The sequence below is a fragment of the Terriglobus albidus genome (genome assembly GCF_008000815.1).
Classification (GTDB): domain Bacteria; phylum Acidobacteriota; class Terriglobia; order Terriglobales; family Acidobacteriaceae; genus Terriglobus; species Terriglobus albidus_A.
In genome coordinates this window covers 338,847-356,050 of sequence record NZ_CP042806.1, presented here as the reverse complement: position 1 = coordinate 356,050, position 17,204 = coordinate 338,847, and the positions used below count along the sequence as shown (strand labels likewise).

Annotated in this window: 19 protein-coding genes; 10 read left to right on the top strand and 9 right to left on the bottom strand. The window is 58.7% G+C overall.

The annotated features are described in order from the left end of the window. Nucleotides 1-100: 100 nt before the first annotated feature. Nucleotides 101-994 (top strand): LysR family transcriptional regulator, encoded by an 894-nt coding sequence (locus FTW19_RS01435; RefSeq protein WP_187143198.1) that lies wholly within the window; start codon nt 101-103, stop codon nt 992-994. A 131-nt stretch (nt 995-1,125) separates the two neighbouring features. Here FTW19_RS01435 and FTW19_RS01430 read toward each other — a convergent pair whose 3' ends face one another. Next, nucleotides 1,126-1,899: a CHAD domain-containing protein gene (locus tag FTW19_RS01430; protein ID WP_147645917.1), complete on the bottom strand. Its 774-nt coding sequence runs from the start codon at nt 1,897-1,899 to the stop codon at nt 1,126-1,128. 405 nt (nt 1,900-2,304) lie between these two features. After that, nucleotides 2,305-3,015 carry a methyltransferase domain-containing protein gene (locus FTW19_RS01425; protein ID WP_246153524.1) on the bottom strand — a complete coding sequence of 237 codons (711 nt, stop codon included), beginning with the start codon at nt 3,013-3,015 and terminating at the stop codon, nt 2,305-2,307. A gap of 47 nt (nt 3,016-3,062) precedes the next feature. Here FTW19_RS01425 and FTW19_RS01420 point away from each other — a divergent pair, with 47 nt between their 5' ends. Further along, nucleotides 3,063-3,569 carry a GNAT family N-acetyltransferase gene (locus FTW19_RS01420; protein WP_147645916.1) on the top strand — a complete coding sequence of 169 codons (507 nt, stop codon included), beginning with the start codon at nt 3,063-3,065 and terminating at the stop codon, nt 3,567-3,569. Nucleotides 3,570-3,577: 8 nt separating this feature from the next. Here the strand turns inward: FTW19_RS01420 and FTW19_RS01415 are convergent, their stop codons facing one another. Beyond that, nucleotides 3,578-3,970 (bottom strand): type II toxin-antitoxin system death-on-curing family toxin, encoded by a 393-nt coding sequence (locus tag FTW19_RS01415; protein ID WP_147645915.1) that lies wholly within the window; start codon nt 3,968-3,970, stop codon nt 3,578-3,580. Nucleotides 3,971-3,972: 2 nt separating this feature from the next. Continuing rightward, a complete protein-coding gene (locus FTW19_RS01410) occupies nt 3,973-4,284 on the bottom strand; it encodes an AbrB/MazE/SpoVT family DNA-binding domain-containing protein (protein WP_246153523.1) in 312 nt (103 codons plus the stop codon). On the opposite strand from FTW19_RS01410, the gene FTW19_RS01405 reads away from it, so the two are divergent. The 5 genes from FTW19_RS01405 (at nt 4,283) to FTW19_RS01385 (ending at nt 8,466) form a co-directional block, all read left to right on the top strand. Next, nucleotides 4,283-5,062: an SDR family NAD(P)-dependent oxidoreductase gene (locus FTW19_RS01405; protein WP_147645914.1), complete on the top strand. Its 780-nt coding sequence runs from the start codon at nt 4,283-4,285 to the stop codon at nt 5,060-5,062. The genes FTW19_RS01410 and FTW19_RS01405 overlap by 2 nt on opposite strands. Before the next feature lie 19 nt (nt 5,063-5,081). Next, nucleotides 5,082-5,561 (top strand): group II truncated hemoglobin, encoded by a 480-nt coding sequence (locus FTW19_RS01400; RefSeq protein WP_147645913.1) that lies wholly within the window; start codon nt 5,082-5,084, stop codon nt 5,559-5,561. 11 nt (nt 5,562-5,572) lie between these two features. Further along, nucleotides 5,573-6,052, top strand: a complete 480-nt coding sequence (locus tag FTW19_RS01395; protein ID WP_187143197.1) for a DUF488 domain-containing protein — start codon at nt 5,573-5,575, stop codon at nt 6,050-6,052. Nucleotides 6,053-6,147: 95 nt separating this feature from the next. Then, entirely contained in the window at nt 6,148-7,188 is a 1,041-nt protein-coding gene (gene ruvB, locus FTW19_RS01390) for a Holliday junction branch migration DNA helicase RuvB (RefSeq protein ID WP_348641861.1), read from the top strand. A gap of 66 nt (nt 7,189-7,254) precedes the next feature. Continuing rightward, a complete protein-coding gene (locus FTW19_RS01385) occupies nt 7,255-8,466 on the top strand; it encodes a GGDEF domain-containing protein (RefSeq protein WP_147645911.1) in 1,212 nt (403 codons plus the stop codon). A 64-nt stretch (nt 8,467-8,530) separates the two neighbouring features. Here the strand turns inward: FTW19_RS01385 and murQ are convergent, their stop codons facing one another. Next, entirely contained in the window at nt 8,531-9,436 is a 906-nt protein-coding gene (gene murQ / locus FTW19_RS01380; protein ID WP_246153522.1) for an N-acetylmuramic acid 6-phosphate etherase, read from the bottom strand. A gap of 67 nt (nt 9,437-9,503) precedes the next feature. Here murQ and FTW19_RS01375 point away from each other — a divergent pair, with 67 nt between their 5' ends. Both FTW19_RS01375 and FTW19_RS01370 read left to right on the top strand, forming a co-directional pair. Further along, nucleotides 9,504-10,838, top strand: coding sequence for an alkaline phosphatase family protein (locus FTW19_RS01375; protein ID WP_187143195.1), 1,335 nt, complete (start codon nt 9,504-9,506; stop codon nt 10,836-10,838). 165 nt (nt 10,839-11,003) lie between these two features. After that, on the top strand, nt 11,004-11,930 hold the full coding sequence (locus tag FTW19_RS01370) for a hypothetical protein (protein ID WP_147645908.1): 927 nt from the start codon (nt 11,004-11,006) through the stop codon (nt 11,928-11,930). A 108-nt stretch (nt 11,931-12,038) separates the two neighbouring features. Here FTW19_RS01370 and FTW19_RS01365 read toward each other — a convergent pair whose 3' ends face one another. The 3 genes from FTW19_RS01365 to FTW19_RS01355 are packed head-to-tail and all read right to left on the bottom strand — an operon-like array spanning nt 12,039 to nt 14,523. Further along, the gene (locus FTW19_RS01365) at nt 12,039-12,443 is read right to left on the bottom strand and encodes a very short patch repair endonuclease (protein ID WP_147645907.1); all 405 of its coding nucleotides are present in this window, start codon (nt 12,441-12,443) and stop codon (nt 12,039-12,041) included. Next, nucleotides 12,440-13,387, bottom strand: a complete 948-nt coding sequence (locus FTW19_RS01360) for a DUF4928 family protein (protein WP_147645906.1) — start codon at nt 13,385-13,387, stop codon at nt 12,440-12,442. The genes FTW19_RS01365 and FTW19_RS01360 overlap by 4 nt, the downstream gene beginning before the upstream one ends. After that, nucleotides 13,384-14,523 (bottom strand): DNA cytosine methyltransferase, encoded by a 1,140-nt coding sequence (locus tag FTW19_RS01355; protein WP_222705517.1) that lies wholly within the window; start codon nt 14,521-14,523, stop codon nt 13,384-13,386. Before FTW19_RS01355 ends, FTW19_RS01360 begins: the two co-directional genes overlap by 4 nt. Nucleotides 14,524-14,749: 226 nt before the next feature. On the opposite strand from FTW19_RS01355, the gene tldD reads away from it, so the two are divergent. Then, nucleotides 14,750-16,192 (top strand): metalloprotease TldD, encoded by a 1,443-nt coding sequence (tldD, locus tag FTW19_RS01350; RefSeq protein ID WP_147645904.1) that lies wholly within the window; start codon nt 14,750-14,752, stop codon nt 16,190-16,192. A 159-nt stretch (nt 16,193-16,351) separates the two neighbouring features. Here the strand turns inward: tldD and FTW19_RS01345 are convergent, their stop codons facing one another. Further along, entirely contained in the window at nt 16,352-17,128 is a 777-nt protein-coding gene (locus FTW19_RS01345) for an SDR family NAD(P)-dependent oxidoreductase (RefSeq protein WP_147645903.1), read from the bottom strand. Between the last annotated feature and the right edge of the window lie 76 nt (nt 17,129-17,204).

Below are 17,204 nucleotides of genomic sequence, written 5' to 3'. Positions count from 1 at the left end.
GGCAAGAAAACGGCTTACTAATAATGATTGGTCTTCAACCTTAAGAGTCGCACGTTTTGTTCCGAAGGGTTTGATCGGAAAAACCGATAAGATGACTGGTATGGAACTGCGTCACCTGCGCTACTTCGTAGCTGTCGCGGATTATGGCGGTTTTTCCCGCGCCGCCCGCCGCCTGTATGTCTCACAGTCGGCGCTCAGCGAACAGATTGCCGACCTTGAGTCGGAGCTCGGTGTACAACTATTTGACCGTTCGCGGCTGCGGACGGTACTCACCGCTCCCGGAGAATTATTTCTGAAGGAGGCGCGCAAGCTGCTCTCCGGCGCCGATGCTGCCATCAAGGTGGCACGGCTGTCAGCCTCGGGTGATCTGGGCGAGATTCGTATCGGGTTCTTTACCGGCGGGGTTGGGCCGAACTTTCCGCGGCTGATCCAGCGCTTCCGGCAGTCACACCCGCGGGTCCATATTGCGCTGCATGAGATGATTCCGGCGCTGCAGTGGAAGGCATTGGCTGAGGGCACGATTGACATTGCCTTTACCCGCCGGCTGGAGGTTCCCTATTCCAACTTCCTGAAGTCCGAGGTGCTACGCAAGGATCCACTCTACGCGGTGCTGCCGAAGAATCATCCCCTGGCGCGGAGTATCGTCGACATCCGCGCGCTCTCGCACGAGCGTTTCGTGATGTGCGTGCGTGAAACCTCGCCATCGCTCTTCGACAAGATGATCGAGCTCTGCTCCGAAGCAGGCTTTTCGCCTGAGATTGTGAACACGGCCAATGTGTGGAGCTCTATCGTGCTGCTGGTACAGGCAGGTGAAGGAATTGCGATTCTGCCGGCGAATACGCTGCAGGAGCTGCCGAAGACCGGACTTGTCTTCTGTCCGCTGAAACAGAAGAATGCATCGATCGAGCTGGTGATGGCCTGGTCGCCGGATCGCGAATCGACGGTGCTGAGCCATCTGCAGCAGCTCATCCGCGAGGCCGGTGGGAAGGTCTAATTGCAGTGGTACGAAGTTTTTTGTCATTTCGCAGCGGTAGCGGAGAAATCTGCTTCTCTACCCGTACGTCTTTACTCGGGAAAGAGAGAAGCAGATCCCTACGGGATGACAAACAAAAAGTCGATAGGCACTCAGGCGGCGCTAAGCAGGCGAACGAAGCTGTTGTGATGGGTCTTTGCGCGCTCACTTGTCAGCTTTGTGAGGGGATCTTTTTTCCCCAGTTCTTTCCGTGCCATGCGTGTCAGCAGCAGCGCATCGTGCCAGTGCCCGCCGCTCTGCTGCAGGCGGTTATAGCGGGCGGCGACGGTAGTAGCCTGCTTGGCCGGAAGTCCGGTTTCAGCAATGTAGCGTGCGACTTTGGCCATCTTACGAATGGTATGCAGGTCGTCTTCGCGGACGGCTTTCATGCTGCGTGTGCGCCGCTGGTACCAGGTATCTGCCAGAGGCAGAAGTTGTCTGAGCGGTAGCGCCAGATCTTCAGCCGGTTTAAGCGCGGTGAAGAGCTCTTCGATTGCTTTCGCCACCTTTGGAATGTGTTGCTCCAGGTCCTGTTTCAAATCGTCAGCGCGCTTCTGACGGCGGTCTTCAATCGCCTTGAGCAGTTTCTGACGATGATTGTGCTGCGGTAGGCGCAACCCTTGTAGCATCTGTTGCAGCACGTCCAGATCGCGTACCTGCCCAGCCAGCTTTCGGATGGATTTCACCGCACGCCGGAATGCGGTAGCCTGCGTGCGGTAGGACGGTAGATCTCTCAACTGCATCAGCAGTTCAAGCTGTGCCTCAATGCGCCGTGTGCACGTGCGAAGACGGTGCACGGCCTTCTTTCGTGGGTTCGCCGCGCACACAGCTAGTGCGGCTTCCAGTGCAGTGGCTTGCTCGCGGAGTGCCTGGATCGGTCGTGCCATCTCCGGTTAGATGTCGGGAAGTGGGAGGATGGCTAGAGCATTTTCCCTGTAATTGTGGAGTAGGGCCTCCGCATCTATGGGCGTTTTCCGCAATGAAAACGCCGCTGTACTCCTCTTTCGGGATACCGAGGGTGTGTCATCAAACTCCTGTCGTCAGCGTTGCGAGCGCAAATTTGTACAGACGAGGCGGAGGCTGTGGCGGGTCACAGTCGAGGCCGACAACGAAGTATGGGCGAATTTGCGCCGCAACCCGAAGGGCCGGGGCAGATTTTCCCGATCTCCTCGTCACTCGTCGTTCCAGTAGGCCGGCTACAGTTCTCTCCTCACTCCTCGATCTCGTAAAAATCTGCTCCCGGCGCTGACGGCACGAGTTTGATGACACACCCTCGCAACAGGGAAAATGCTCTACTCGTCTATCTGCCATCTCCAGATGCTGCAGCGCTCGTAGCCTTCCACGGCATAAAGCCCATGTGCGTCGCGGCGGATGGTCGCGCGATCGGCCTCGTCATCCTCGTCGGAGAGGTGCAGGTCGCCGGTCCACAGCTCGCGCAGTCCGCCATGTTTCAGCAGAACGGCGCGCTGCTCGTCGTTCACGTAGAGAACGTCAAGCGGCGTAGGAGCGGTGGCCTGCCGGGAGTCCAGCCGTTTGAGAAGGCGCCGAAGCACAGTGGCGCTGAAGGGGTTGAAGAGATAGAGCAGCAATGGTCCGGCAGGCAGCGGCAGGGTCATGATGTCGCCCTCCACGATGCTGACGGGGGAGACGGCGTACGGCGCGAAGCGGGCGATGTTCTCCTGCGCGATTCCTGCCAGGACCGGGTTCAGTTCGACACCGGTCACGCTGCGGAAGTGCATGCGAGCGGCCAGAAAAGAGGAGCGGCCTTTTCCGGCGCCGACATCGACAAAGGCGTAGTCGCTGGGCGGCACGGGAGTCCAGGTGTTCTGCCAGCGCTCCATCAATTGCGCGAAGAGCGAGGGTGCGGTGCCATGGTAGGCGGTGTTGTGGCGGTCATGCATGTGGCCGGTCTTGAGCTTCGTTCCGGGGATAAGGCCGCCGGTCTCGGTGCCGTACTTTGCGTCGAAGGGATGAACGACCGGAGCTGTCTGCTTACGTGCCACGTATATCAAGGGTGCAGGCGAAGGCGGCTTCGGTGCAAGATGAAGGGATGGCAACAGAGATACAGGTGCGTCCGGTAGAGACGTCGGACGCAGAGGCGATCGCGGAAATCTACGGGCATTACGTCCGTTCCAGTACGGCGACCTTTGAGCTGGAGCCTCCCACGGTGGAGGAGATTCGACTTCGGATGAAGGTGATTGCTGAGAAGGGCCTGCCCTGGCTGGTAGCAGAGCAGGGAGGACGCGTTGTGGGCTATGCCTACGCCGGGCCGTATCGTCCCCGGGCGGCGTATCGGTTCACCCTTGAGAACTCGGTTTATATCCATCACGAGACTGCAGGACAGGGTATCGGCCGCCTGCTGATGGAGCAGTTGCTGGAGCGCTGTACGGAATGGGGTGCGCGGCAGATGGTGGCGGTGATCGGCGGAGGCGACGAAAATGCCGCCTCCGTGCGGCTACATGAGAAGCTCGGCTTTGTGCGCGTCGGTGTGCTGCAAGGGGTGGGTTGGAAGTTCGACCGCGCGCTGGACAGCTTGTTGATGCAGCGTGGGTTGTAAAGCGGAAACTACTTCACTGGCGTCGCACGCTGTTTCAGCCAGTCCGTAAACTCGCCCTGGCTGATCTGTCCCGCGGCGATCCAGATGTACATCAGGTACTTTTCTTCTTTCTCCGAGACGACGCGGTAACCGTTCAAGAACAGAAAACCTTCGCACGCCAACAAGGCGGTGCGTTTGTTACCGTCCACGAACGGGTGGTTACGGGCAATGCCGAAGGCATAGTCCGCCGCCAGGTCGAACAGAGTTGCCTGGTCGTCATAAGCAAAGGTATTCAACGGTCGTGCCAATGCCGATTCCAGCAGGCCTTCGTCGCGAACTCCAGGAGCACCACCATCGATCGAGAGCTCTCGCGCGTGAATCTGCAGGACTGCCGGCTTCTTGATCCAGAGAGGTTCCTGCATCCCTACTCAGCTAAACGGCGAAGCACGTCACGGTTCTCGCGCATCACGGTTTCCATTGCCTCGATCTGCCGTGCGAACTCTTCATCGTACGGCGTGAGTTGGATTCCGTCGGCAGTCTCCGTGAGATAGAGAACGTCGCCCTTTTCGACGTGCAGACGAGCGAGCGTCTCCTTGGGCAGGATGATTCCTGCCGAATTGCCGATCGCAGTGATCTTGATGGTGGTGGCCATAGAGTGAGTATAACAAAAGTTATAACTCTGTGCGCTGCGTCGATCGGGCGACTTCGGGCATCGGATGCTGTGGAGGATGTTCATGGATCTCAAGCTCAAGGGCAAACACGCGCTCGTCACCGGAGGCAGCGCCGGCATCGGTCTGGCAATCACGAAGGGGCTGGTCGCCGAAGGGGTGCGGGTTACCGTTCCTGGTCGTGACGAGAAGAAGCTGAAGGCGGCGCTTAATGAGCTGGGGTCTGCGGTCACGACACTGGTTGCGGATGCTGGGACGGCGGAGGGAGCCGAGGCCATCACCAAGGCGGTTCCGTCGACCGACATCCTGGTGAACAATCTCGGGATCTATGAGCCGAAGAAGTTTGAAGACATTACCGATGCGGATTGGTTCCGGCTCTTCGAGGTAAACGTGATGAGCGGTGTGCGTTTGGCTCGGCACTACTTTCCGCAGATGCTTCAGAAGAACGAGGGCCGCATTCTCTTCATTTCGAGCGAGAGCGGCATCATGACTCCAGGTGAGATGGTGCACTATGGCATGACCAAGTCGGCACAGCTCGCTATCAGCCGCGGCATGGCTGAGGCCACACGCGGAACGAATGTGACGGTCAATACGGTAATGCCGGGGCCGACACGCAGCGAGGGTATTGTGGAGTTCCTGCAGAAGATGGCCTCGAAGCCCAATGCCACGCCTGAGGAAGCAGAGAAGGAGTTCTTCGAGAAGCATCGCCAGAGCTCGCTGCTACAGCGGCTGATTGACGATACCGAGGTGGCGAACCTGGCGGTCTACCTGGCGAGTCCGCTAAGTGCGGCCACGACCGGCGCCGCGGTACGCGCCGAGGGTGGCCTGCTGCGCTCGATTTACTAAGGCAGAGTATCCTGCTGGCATGAGCGAGCAGAAAACAGTTCCAACGCTCTATGAGTGGGCCGGTGGTTCGCCGGCCCTTGAGCGTCTCTTCGTGCGCTTTTACGAGCGTGTACCGCAGGAGCCGTTGCTGCGCGATGTCTTCGCGCAGATGGATCCGCATCACGCGCAGCATGTTGCCGCCTTTGTCGGCGAGGTGCTTGGCGGACCAAAGGTCTACAGCGAAGAGCACGGCGGCCACGCGCACATGATCCGCAAACACATGGGCCGCAATCTCACAGACGAGCAGCGCCGCCGCTGGATGAGTCTGCTGCTGGAGACTGCTGACGAGGTTGGTCTGCCGGACGATCCTGAGTTCCGCTCGGCCTTTGTCGGTTATCTGGAGTGGGGTTCGCGGCTGGCTGTGATCAACTCGAAGCTTGATCTGGCGGCGACGGAGGATACGACTGCACCGATGCCGCAGTGGAGCTGGGGTGCAGTGGGTGGGCCGTACCAGGGTTAGTAGCAAACACATTGACACGTATCTACACCATCGGCCACTCGCGTCATCCACTGGCTGTCCTTATTGACTTACTGCGGCAGCAAGGCATCCAAACGCTCGCCGATATCCGTTCCATCCCAGCATCGCGGCGCATGCCGTGGTTTTCTCGGGCGCCACTGGCTGCGGCGCTGACAGAGGTCGGCATCCGCTACGTCTGGATGGGCGACCGGCTCGGCGGCAAACCGCGCGATGCAGCTGTGCACGGTTCCGATGGCGAAGTGGATTACGCTGCAGTCCGCGCCACATCGCGTTTCCAGACTGGCATGGAGCTTCTGGAGAAGACAGCCGCCGCAAGCAGTACCGCCATCATGTGCGCGGAAGAAGATCCCATGCACTGCCATCGCTGGCTTCTGCTGGGTCCCGCAATGGCGGAACGTCATATGGAAGTCCTGCACATCCGTGGTGATGGACGGGTGGAGAGTATGGCTCCCGTGCAAAACTGGCTCTTCTGATTCACGGGTTTGCGGTTGGCAGACTTTCGCCGTACCATCGCCTTTGACAGGCCTTTTGCGTGGACTTTTCGAAACCGAGCTTCGTAAACAAAAAGATCGATCTGAATCGCCGCGCCAAAGATGAGGCCGAGCGGCTGGTCTCTGCCGGGGCGACGGATGAGGACTCCGCCTTCGAACTGAAGCTGAGGCCCAAAAAACTCAGCGAGTTTATCGGGCAGTCGAAAGCCAAGGAACAGCTTGCCATCGCTCTTGAAGCCGCCAAGTCGCGTGGCGAAGCACTCGATCACGTCCTGCTCTTCGGACCACCAGGACTAGGCAAGACGACGCTGGCAACCATCATCGCGAATGAGCTGGAGGTCGGTTTCCAGCAGACCAGCGGTCCCGCCCTGCAGATCGCCGGCGACCTGACGGCCATCCTGACCAACCTGCGCGAGAAGCAGGTGCTCTTCCTCGACGAAATTCATCGGCTGCAGCCGGTGCTGGAAGAAAAGCTCTATACCGCGCTCGAGGACTACAAGCTCGACATCATGATCGGCCAGGGACCTGCGGCGCGGACGCATGTCATGGAGCTGCGGCCGTTTACCTTCGTCGCCGCCACCACTCGTCCGGGCTTGCTGAGTTCGCCGCTGCGGTCGCGTTTCGGCATTCTGTTGCGGCTGGAGTTCTACACCGACGACGAGCTGCGCTTCATTGTGCAGCGTTCGGCCGAGGTGCTGGGCATCGCCTGCGACGAAGACGGAGCGGCCGAGATCGCGATGCGTTGCCGTGGAACACCTCGTATCGCCAACCGGCTATTGCGCCGGGTACGTGACTATGCGCAGGTCCGTGGCAATGGAACGATCGACCGGCCGACAGCAACCAAGGCCCTGGAGATGCTGGAGGTCGACTCCCACGGTTTCGACGAGCTCGACCGCCGTCTGCTGCGCACCATCATCGAAAAGTACGATGGCGGCCCCGTAGGCCTGAACACGCTGGCTGCCGCGCTTGCGGAGGAAGAAGATGCACTGGAAGAGGTTTACGAGCCCTTTCTGATCCAGATCGGCTTTCTGAACCGCACCCCGCGTGGCCGTGTAGCGACGCGGCTGGCATACGACCATCTGGGGATTCCCATGCCGGGAAAACTCTCCCTTTTCTAACCTGAAAGTCGTAAGGTAAAGGAACTACTCCGTTAGTCTCATTGAAACGCTGTTGAGTTCTGCCCAATGCTCAACTATCAGACCCTTTTCATCTGCGATGTGGCCACGGGCGTCGTCTATGCCGGCGCCATGAGCATTCTTGCGCTGCATCATCCGCAGTTGCGGGCTCATCGCTGGTTTACGGCGGCGGCGCTGATCGGTCTGTTGCGGAATGCACTTCTGGGGACGCTTGGCACGCTTCCTCTGGTGCTCAGCATTCTGCTGCCCTCGCTGTGCAATATCGTCAGCTTCTTCTGCGTCTATATGGGGTTCCGGTGGGCGATCGTACGCCGTCCGCTGCAGAGCAGGTTCTGGCCGACCGTGCTGGCTGTAGAGTTACTGGTCTTTTCGACGCTGTTTCTCTCCGGCTTCTCGCACACCTTCGTCTTCAGCATTACTCCGATCTTCGCTCTCTGCGTACTCTCGATTCAGATTCTGCGGCGCAACCAGGATCCCGAGATGCGGACGGTGGTGCGGGCGGGCATTACGGTGGTGATCGCGCACCTTACCTTGATTGCGATCCGCACGCCGATGGTGCTCTTCCGCTACGACGTCAACACCAGCGGCCACTTCCGTCCCGCGCGGCAGGATCCCTTCTGGCTCGCTACGCTGGCCGCCATGATGTTCGTCTCCGCCTGCTTCTTTGTGGTCTATCTCTGGTTTTTCGAGCGAGAGATGAACCGTGCGCTTCGTCTGCAGGTGAGAACTGACGCTCGTACCGGTGTGTTGAATGTACGTGCCATGGAAGACGAAGCGGAGCGTGAGGTGCTGCGTGCTGCCCGCAAACGCACCGCGCTGAGTGTCCTGGCAGTTGACCTGGACTTCTTCAAACAGGTGAACGATACCCATGGACACGCCGCGGGCGATATCGCCCTGAAGAAGGTAGCTGAGGCGATGCTGGGGCTAATCCGTGCCGGCGACGTGCTTGCCCGCACCGGCGGAGAAGAGTTTACGATCCTGCTGCCGGAAACCGGCCTCACCGCAGCGCAGGAGATCGCGGAGCGTCTCCGCGCCAGCATTGCCGCACTCGATATCGTGACCGAGAGTGCGGTAGTGCACCTGACGATCAGCGTCGGAATCACCATGCACCTGGGCGATGGCGATGCCTGGCCGCTGATGCATCGCCGCGCCGACGTTGCACTCTATCGCGCGAAGCGCGCCGGACGGAACTCTGTCGCGGTCTGCATGGAGAAGAACTGGGCTCCTACGCCGCTGGCGCCCGTAGTGGAGCTGCGCTGAACGATAGTGTTACCGATCACCTGGTTCTCCACATCCGATTATTCACCCAGTGTGGGTTGATGCCTTAACTCTCCAACGCTTCGCGTAACCGGCCGCCAGCTTGTTGCAGCTTGGCGACGGCAGCGTCGCTGGAGAGGCCCAGCTTTTGCATTACGACTGCGACCTTTACGCTGCCGGCCTGGTCCAGTAATTCGGCTGCCGCCGTGTGGTCCACGCCGGTGATCTCCATGATGATGCGCGCGGCACGGTCGACCAGCTTTTCGTTGGTTGGCTGCACGTTCACCATGAGGTTGCCGTAGGTCAGGCCGGTGCGAATCATCAGGCCGGTCGACAGCATGTTCAGCACCAGCTTCGTCGCGGTGCCGGCTTTCATGCGGGTACTGCCGGTCAGGATCTCCGGGCCTGTGAGAGGAGTGATCTCCATCTCGGCCTCCTGCGACAGCGGAGAGCCGGGAACGCACGACAGGCCAACGGTCAGTGCCCCGATCTCGCGGGCCCACGCAATCGCGCCCAGAACATAGGGAGTGCGTCCGCTGGCAGCGATACCGACCAGCGTGTCGCCATCGGCAAAGCCTGCGGATCTTAAGTCCGCTGCTCCCTGTTCGCGGGAGTCCTCCGACTTCTCGCTCGATTTACGCAGCGCGGAGTCGCCGCCTGCGATCAGACCCTGCACCAGCGTCGGAGGAACGGAGAAGGTCGGCGGGCACTCCGAGGCGTCGAGCACGCCCAGGCGCCCCGAGGTGCCGGCGCCGATATAAAACAGCCGTCCGCCGCCCACGATGCGGGGCACCAGAGCGTCCAACACAGCGGCGATGTGCGGCACCTCGGCTTCCACGGCGGTGATCACGGCCGCGTCTTCGCGATTGATCAGGCGCAGCATCTCCACCGTCGGCAGGGAGTCGATAGTGGTGGTGCGGGGGTTGCGGCTCTCGGTAGGAATGTTGGCGAGTTGGACAGAATCGATCGGCACGAGACAATTATCTAGTTGCGCCCATGGAGTTGTCAGTTCGGCTCTGGTTTGGCGCAAAAGGGGTGTCATGCGGAAGTTCCGTTTTCTTGTTGTTCTGTTTGCGGCTGCCGTCGCCTGTATGGCGCAGGCGAAAAAGCCTCTGGTGGTTGTGGTCTCGGTCGATGGCATGCGGCCCGACTATGTCACCTACGCCGAAGAACACAAGCTGGAGCTGCCCTTTCTGCTGGGCATGATGCACAACGGCGTCTACGCCCACGGTGTCACCGGTGTACTGCCCACCTACACCTATCCCTCACACACCACGCTGGTGACCGGCGTCTGGCCGGCCAAACATGGCGTGCTGAATAACCGTCCGTTCGATCCTCTGGGGAAAGATCCGTCGGCATGGTGGTGGAGCTTCTCCACCATCAAAGTGCCCACGCTGTGGCAGGCCGCGCACGATGCCGGCGTGAAGACCGCTGCGGTGAACTGGCCGGTGACACAGGGCGCGCCCATCGACTACAACATCCCGGAGTTCTGGAACCCCTCACCGCAGGACGACGGCAGCACGCTCGAAAATGCGTCGACGCCCGCGGGCATGTTGAAGGATCTCGAAAAGACCCTTGGCCGCTACCCCAGTAAGGTCGTCGATGTAGCGAACGACCACAAGCGCGTCGCCTTCGCGGTCGCCATCCTGAATCAGTACCATCCTGGCCTGCTGGCCGTACATCTGGCAGGTCTGGATACGGCGCAGCACGATCACGGTCCCTTCTCGGAGGCGGCGAATGCAGCCGTGCAGGAAGAGGACAAGCTGCTCAAGGAGATCTACGACGCCGCCTACGCGCAGGACAAGAATGTCGTCTTCTCTGTCCTGAGCGATCACGGCTTTGAACCGGTGAATTACTACGTCTCGCTCAAGAGGGCGTTTGTCGATGCCGGGCTCATCGCGGTGGATGCGAAGGGCAATGTCACCTCATGGAAGGCGATGCCGTGGGTCTCGGGTGGAACGGCGGCCATCATGCTCAACGAGCCTAATGATGCGGAGACGAAGCAGGCGGTATTGGCTCTGCTGCGCAAGCTGGCCATCGATCCGGCCAACGGCATCGGACACATCTACAACCACGACGAGACGGCGGCCATGGGCGGCTATCCCGACGCTGCCTTCCTGGTGGCCATGCGGCCGGGATGGCAGGCGATTGCGGAGCTGAAGCCGGAGGTGGCAACCGGAGTAGGGAACCTGGGAGCACACGGATATCTGGCCAGCGACCCGGCGCTGCGGTCCGCGTTTTTCATCATGGGACCGGGCCTGAAACCGGGTAAAGACTTAGGGCTCATCGACATGCGGCAGATTGCCCCCACTCTGGCGGGCGTGCTTGGAGCGCAGCTCCCAACAGCCGATGGCAAGGCGATTGACCTGAAATAGACCTGGAAATGGCCTGGAGCGTTTTCCCTGCGGATGTAATGTAGGGCTTCCGAGGCCTATGGGCGTTTTCCCGCAATGAAAACGCCGTTGCACGCCCCTTCCGGGATGCCCCGTAACAGGGAAAACGCTCTAAAATATTAAGGATTCTTGGAGAAAACACGAACCATGGCAGCAGCAACCCAGCTCAGCCTGCAGCAGCAGGTCGAAGAGGCCGCCCGCGTCGCGGGTCTTACGGTCAGCAATACCACCTCCGGCGCCGATTTCACCGGCAAGCCCACCACGAAGTTCACCCTCGCCAATCCCGAGGGCAAGTCTGAGACGCTGGAGTTCAGCGCCGACTTCGACTTCGGCCGCCCGGAGATTCAGGACGAGCTGAAGACCTACTTTGCCGAGGCCGCCAAGCGTCTGAAGAATCCGCGGCCGGATACCTACGTCACCATGCACGGCCTGCCGATCAGCTTCTCGAAGTTCGCCTGGCCCTTCCACACCTCCACCTCGGGCGCGGACACGTATATCGTCCACGGCGAGGCGTGGCTGGAAGACGGAGCACAGCCGGTGCTGCACGCCAAGGTCTCGGCGTCGATGACGCTGACCTTCGCCGAGATCGTTCCGGCGATGGAACAGCCCTTTGCCGAGAGCTTCATCTACAACGCCGTCCGCAAGACCATGGACCAGGGCCAGTTGGAGTTTGTGAAGTCCGGCAACCGTCAGCCCGTACCGGTGACCACCCGCTACTACTCGCGCTGGCGCAAGACCTTCGTCTTCAACGACACCGTTGAGCAGCAGCGCCTGGACTTCATTGCGAAGAAAGTCTTCTGGCTTTCGGGCGTGCTCGGCGGCGGCCAGCCGGTATGGGTGCTCGACCCGCGCGATGCGCAGTATCTGAATACCACGGTCGAAGACCTGAAGAAGGTCGCGACTGCCCTGGCGTCGGATGGAGTCATCCAGCTTACGGCTGGAGCCGAGTACGCTACGCCGACCGAGGGCCTGATGCATCACCGTGCCGAGTACGAGAAAGAGATGCAGGACTCGGTGAACTTCACCAAGCCCCAGTTCAACGAAGACATGCGCGCCGGCAAGGCGAACATGTAAGCAAGTTTGGAAAGGCCCTGCGGCTGCTCCTGAAAAGGAGATGGTCGCAGGGCTCTTTTGTTTACCGCCCACTCCACAGAATGCGGCGTTTTACTGCTGTATCCGTAGTTAATCTCGATCAAGAAACTGTCTTAGTTTCTCGGAAAGATCATCGGAGCGAATTTCACACTCCCAGATGATCAGCCTCTTCCAGTTAGCTAATCGGATTTGAGTACTTACTTTCTTATCTCTAGATCGATTACGATCGATTTTTTCTTGCCAATAGGCACGATTTTCTTTGGGTATACGTGCGCCCCTAGGGCAGTTATGGCCATGCCAAAAGCAGCCATGCACAAAGATGGCCTTACGTCGGCCTGGGAATACGATGTCAGGTTTGCCTGGTAAGTCAGCTCGATGGAGGCGATAGCGGTAACCCATTGAATGAAGTAGGCGACGTACAGCAAGTTCGGGCGACGTATTCCGACTTTTTACTGCCCGCATAGTCCGACTTCGGTGCTCAGGCGTCTCCCTCATTTTTTGAATGCGATTTTGAGGCTTGGATCTGTTTCGAATTCATCAATGATTTCGTTATAGCGAGAGACGATTTCGGCCACAGCTGTTTTTCGGCCTTCTGCGCCAAACTTCCCCAATTCAAAGACGTTTAATGCGATGAATTGTTCAATGTCGAAAATATCAATTCGATCACCGAGACCAGCATCTTCTGCATTGCTCGCGGCTGCGGTCAGGCGGCGGTCCAAAGTAACAAGGACTGGACGCAGGGAATCGTCCAGATTTTCGCGGCATCGCTCAATAACTGCATTACTAGGGGAAGTTGTGACATGGATACTCACATCGCCGATCAAAAAGTCGCCAGTACGACCAGACTGAAGATCCGATGTTGAAAAGCTATTATGTTGAAATTTTCCCTTACCTAAAGCGCAATCCAACTTCGCTCCAACTAGGTGCTGCATGACGGCGCCAGCATAATAAGTTCCAGTTGTCTCACTCTGACGTTTTTCGGCTTGGTCGATTACGCCGCGTACAACATTACGAATACTCCGCGAAGTGTCCAAACTGATTTGGAAAGGTTTTGCCGCAAAGAAGTCACGTACGCGCTCAACCCAAAATGTCTCGATCCTATCGAGGTCAGCTATCCCGACCCGATGGAGTTCATTCAAAAAAGCCACGTAGCTCCGCATGTTGGAAATACTTCCGCGGCTCGTCCTGCCTCCTTCTCTCGCGAGTACCGCGCCAATCGAATGTCGAGCAAGGATAGCTTGCACAGCCCCCCTGCCTAGCCCGGCGACTTGGCCTCCAGATCCGTCGCCGGTAATCAGATTGTCCGGGTCAAGCGGAAGACCTTTTTTGCGAGCTTGATCGGTAATCACGAGGGCTACGCTTAAAGCGCCCTTGCTTCCCTTGAACTTATTGTCAGTCGCGAACTCGGAGAGCAATGAAATAAGTTCTACAGGGCTCATGCGACTTGCCATCCTTGTTTGCGAACAGCTGCTAGCAATGGTTCAAGGACATTGCTGGCGAGATGTCGAACAACAGGAACAACCAAACCATCTCCAGCCAAGTGGTATGCCTCGTTATATTTGCTGGGCAAGATGTAGCTCTCTTCCAAACCCATTAATCGCGCAGCTTCTCTAGGAGAGAGTAGGCGAGAACGTACGTTTTCGCCATCCACCACCATGATCAATTGCCGGCTTGAGCCGCCGACCGGGGTTCGTAAACAACCTGCGATGTCATCGAATCTAACTTCTGCGCGCTGTTTCCGCTGCCCTTCGGTATCGATCCTCGTTCGTTTGTAAATTGCCCCAACTACCCGCCTACCTTCTTTTTTCGCATCTCGTAACTTTTTGCGATTGATGGGGCTCATCATTTCGATCAAGCGTTTGGTTTCTGGGCTTGTATGCCAAGCGACACCCGTCGGCTCTTCCTCAATTAGATCGGAGAATACCTTCTCGCGAGGACTTGGCTTCGGCAAATTCCACCAAACCCACCGCTGACGTTCTTCATCACTCAGGACATCGCAAGCCTTGAGGAGAGCACCTGGTGTCCAGGCAGGATCGGGTGCTTTGCATATCAAAGCCGGAGGTATTTCGATGGTTGCGTCGATCGCAACAATAAATAGACGTGGTCGCGATTGAGGAACAAAGTGAACAGCATCAATCACTAGAGCGCCATAGCGATAGTCTTCTTTTGCAAGAGCTCCGATAAGGGCTCTGAAGTCTTGCCCTCCGTGCGAACTCAGAGCGCCGGATACGTTCTCTAGCACAACGACGCTCGGCTTGCGTCCTTCGCGCGCTAATTCTTGGACCAGTTTCCAGAACGACCAAAAAGTTCCGGACCGGGATCCCTTTAGACCTGCTCCGGTTCCTGCTAAGGAAAGATCCTGGCAAGGGAACGATGCCCATGCCAAATCGGCTTTTCCTGGAAGATCGCTCGTCGCTAAACGGCCGACGTCTCCAAAATGAAAATCTTCGTCACCCCAATTGTCACAGTAGGAAGATGCTTTTCGATCATCAAAGTCGTTTGCAAATAAGCATTTCCAGCCCGCGCCTAAACCGGCTCGCGCCATTCCTCCACCAGCGAAAAACTCGTAAAACAAGCCTCCCTGAGTTCCAACGCTTTTGTGGGGATCGCCTTCTAAGACGTCTAGCTGCGGTTTTGCGGGGAAGAGTCTTCGAGACGACTGCATATGTGTAGTTTATGCGCTAACATTTCGGCCGCAAACACAAGAGGTTTATCTGTAGCGGCCTTCTCCCCTAAAAGGGGCCAATAGCAAGACATCATAAGTAAAACGGCCTAGACCTTGCCAGCGTAAAATTTTGTTTATGACGATTCCTACTGCAGCCGACCACAAGCGCTACTTCATCGATACTCTCGGCGTCTCGGAGCGGCTGATGGAGCGCTGCCTGGGTGAGGCGCTTTCGGCCGGCGGCGATTATGCCGATTTGTATTTTGAGTCGGTGACGTCGACTTCGATCGGTGTCGATGAGTCGCTGGTGAAGTCGGCGAGCCAGGGCATCAGCGTCGGTTGTGGGATCCGGGTGTTGAGCGGGGAGAGGACCGGATTTGCATACACCGACGATCTCTCACCGGAGCGTCTGTTGCGTGCTGCGCGTACCGCAGCGTTGATTGCCAGCGGACCGGCGAAGCAGCAGGTGCAGGGATTCACCTCGCCGACGACGCCGGAGCTCTACCCGGTAGCAGGCGCCAGCACCGATGCTGAGATTGCCGGCAAGCTGGAGCTGATTCTTCGGGCTGACCGTGCTGCTCGCGCCTATGACTCGCGGATTACGCAGGTGCGTGCTGGCTATAACGATGAGCTGCGGCGCATCCTTGTTGCTGCCAGCGATGGCACCTTTGCCAGCGACACGCAGCCGCTGGCGCGGTTCAATGTTTTTGTTATTGCGAAGGACGGAACCAACACGGCACGCGGCAGCAGCGGAGGCGGCGGACGCATTACGATCGAGTACTTCGAGACGGTGAAGACGCCCGAACACTTCGCCCGCGAGGCGGCACGTACCGCCATCCTGCAGCTTGGAGCCATCGCCGCTCCCGCAGGCGAGATGCCGGTGGTACTTGGCCCCGGCTGGCCCGGTGTGTTGCTGCATGAGGCTGTGGGGCATGGCCTTGAGGCTGATTTCAATCGCAAGAAGACCTCGGCGTTCGCGGGTCTTATCGGGCAGCAGGTTGCCAGCTCGAAGGTGACGGTGGTCGACAACGGCATCATCCCCAACCGGCGGGGATCGCTGAATGTCGATGACGAGGGCACGCCGACGCGCGAGAATGTGCTGATCGAGAATGGCATCCTGAGGGGCTATCTCTCGGACAAGCTGTCGGCGCGCTTGATGGGCATTCCTTCCACCGGCAGCGGACGCCGTGAGAGCTATCAGCACATCACCATGCCGCGCATGACCAACACCTACATGCTCAACGGTGAGGACATGCCCGAGGACATCATCAAGAGCGTCAAGCGCGGTCTGTATGCCGTGAACTTCGGCGGCGGGCAGGTGGATATCACCAACGGCAAGTTTGTCTTCTCGGCGAGCGAGGCTTACCTGATCGAAGACGGCAAGGTGACGGCTCCGGTGAAGGGTGCAACGCTGATCGGCAATGGGCCTGAGGCGTTGAAGTATGTGTCGATGGTGGGCAACGATCTGGCGCTGGATGAGGGGATCGGGACCTGCGGTAAGAGTGGGCAGAGTGTTCCGGTGGGCGTGGGTATGCCGACAGTGAAGCTCGACAAGATGACGGTGGGCGGAACGAATTAAGGGGTTTTGATTTTCAAAACTATACGAATGAAGCACCCGTGGCAGCGACAAAGCGGGTCCTTCGCTTCGGCTACGCCTACACTCAGGATGACAAACCAAAGTGGATCGGGCGCTTAGAACCATTCAACAATTCAACGATTCCACCATTCAACTGCTTCCCTAGATCCAGCCGCCATCAATCACATGGCACTGGTTCGTGATGGCTGCACTGTCATCCGAAGCGAGAAAGAGCACCAGGCGCGCTACTTCTTCAGGCAGAATCATGCGTTTGATGGCCTGCGCGCCTAGCACCGTGGCGGTGTACTCGGGGGTCAGCCACAGGCGTTGTTGTTTCTCCGTCAAAATGGCGCCCGGCATCACGCAATTCACACGGATATTGTCCTTGCCGGCCAAGTGAGCCAGCGTCTTCGTCAGGCCCACGATCGCCGCCTTGGCGGTGGTGTAGACGGGCAGATCGGTCGAGGGGATAACCCAGGAGATCGATCCCATGTTGACGATCGATCCGCGTTGCTTTTGCCGCATGCCGGGGAGTGCCGCCTGTGACAGGAAAAACTGGTGCTTCAGGTTTACGGCCATCAACTGATCCCAGCGTTCCGGTGTAACCGATTCCAGGTCATGGCGAACGTCGTTGCCGGCATTGTTGACGAGCACGTCGAGCGCACCCCATTGCTCCTCTATAGCGCGTAGGGCCTTTTGCGCCTCGGCGGTGTCGGTCAGGTCACAGCGCACAAAGACGGGAGCCGGAAGGCCATTCTGTTGCAACCGCGATGCGAGAGCTTCGCCCGCCTCCTGCTGCAGGTCCAGGAAGGCGACGCGGGCACCTTGCCGGGCGAAGGCTTCTACGATAGCCTCGCCGATGCCGGTGGCTCCGCCGCTGACCAATACGACGCGATCACGCAGGCTGGGGTAGGTCGCAAACTGCGAGGTGTGCTCCATTCCTTCTCCTCTGTTGAGGAGAAGTCTCGCACATCAGGGCTTATCTCCACTCAGGAGGCTCCAGCAGATATCCTTA

Bases quoted from the DNA above. Each gene is read 5' to 3' on its own strand.
- FTW19_RS01435 (WP_187143198.1), top strand. From the start codon at position 101: ATGGAACTGCGTCACCTGCGCTACTTCGTAGCTGTCGCGGATTATGGC.
- FTW19_RS01430 (WP_147645917.1), bottom strand. From the start codon at position 1,899: ATGGCACGACCGATCCAGGCACTCCGCGAGCAAGCCACTGCACTGGAA.
- FTW19_RS01420 (WP_147645916.1), top strand. From the start codon at position 3,063: ATGGCAACAGAGATACAGGTGCGTCCGGTAGAGACGTCGGACGCAGAG.
- FTW19_RS01415 (WP_147645915.1), bottom strand. From the start codon at position 3,970: ATGCAGGAACCTCTCTGGATCAAGAAGCCGGCAGTCCTGCAGATTCAC.
- FTW19_RS01405 (WP_147645914.1), top strand. From the start codon at position 4,283: ATGGATCTCAAGCTCAAGGGCAAACACGCGCTCGTCACCGGAGGCAGC.
- FTW19_RS01410 (WP_246153523.1), bottom strand. From the start codon at position 4,284: ATGAACATCCTCCACAGCATCCGATGCCCGAAGTCGCCCGATCGACGC.
- FTW19_RS01400 (WP_147645913.1), top strand. From the start codon at position 5,082: ATGAGCGAGCAGAAAACAGTTCCAACGCTCTATGAGTGGGCCGGTGGT.
- FTW19_RS01385 (WP_147645911.1), top strand. From the start codon at position 7,255: ATGCTCAACTATCAGACCCTTTTCATCTGCGATGTGGCCACGGGCGTC.
- FTW19_RS01375 (WP_187143195.1), top strand. From the start codon at position 9,504: ATGCGGAAGTTCCGTTTTCTTGTTGTTCTGTTTGCGGCTGCCGTCGCC.
- FTW19_RS01370 (WP_147645908.1), top strand. From the start codon at position 11,004: ATGGCAGCAGCAACCCAGCTCAGCCTGCAGCAGCAGGTCGAAGAGGCC.
- FTW19_RS01365 (WP_147645907.1), bottom strand. From the start codon at position 12,443: ATGAGGGAGACGCCTGAGCACCGAAGTCGGACTATGCGGGCAGTAAAA.
- FTW19_RS01360 (WP_147645906.1), bottom strand. From the start codon at position 13,387: ATGAGCCCTGTAGAACTTATTTCATTGCTCTCCGAGTTCGCGACTGAC.
- tldD (WP_147645904.1), top strand. From the start codon at position 14,750: ATGACGATTCCTACTGCAGCCGACCACAAGCGCTACTTCATCGATACT.
- FTW19_RS01345 (WP_147645903.1), bottom strand. From the start codon at position 17,128: ATGGAGCACACCTCGCAGTTTGCGACCTACCCCAGCCTGCGTGATCGC.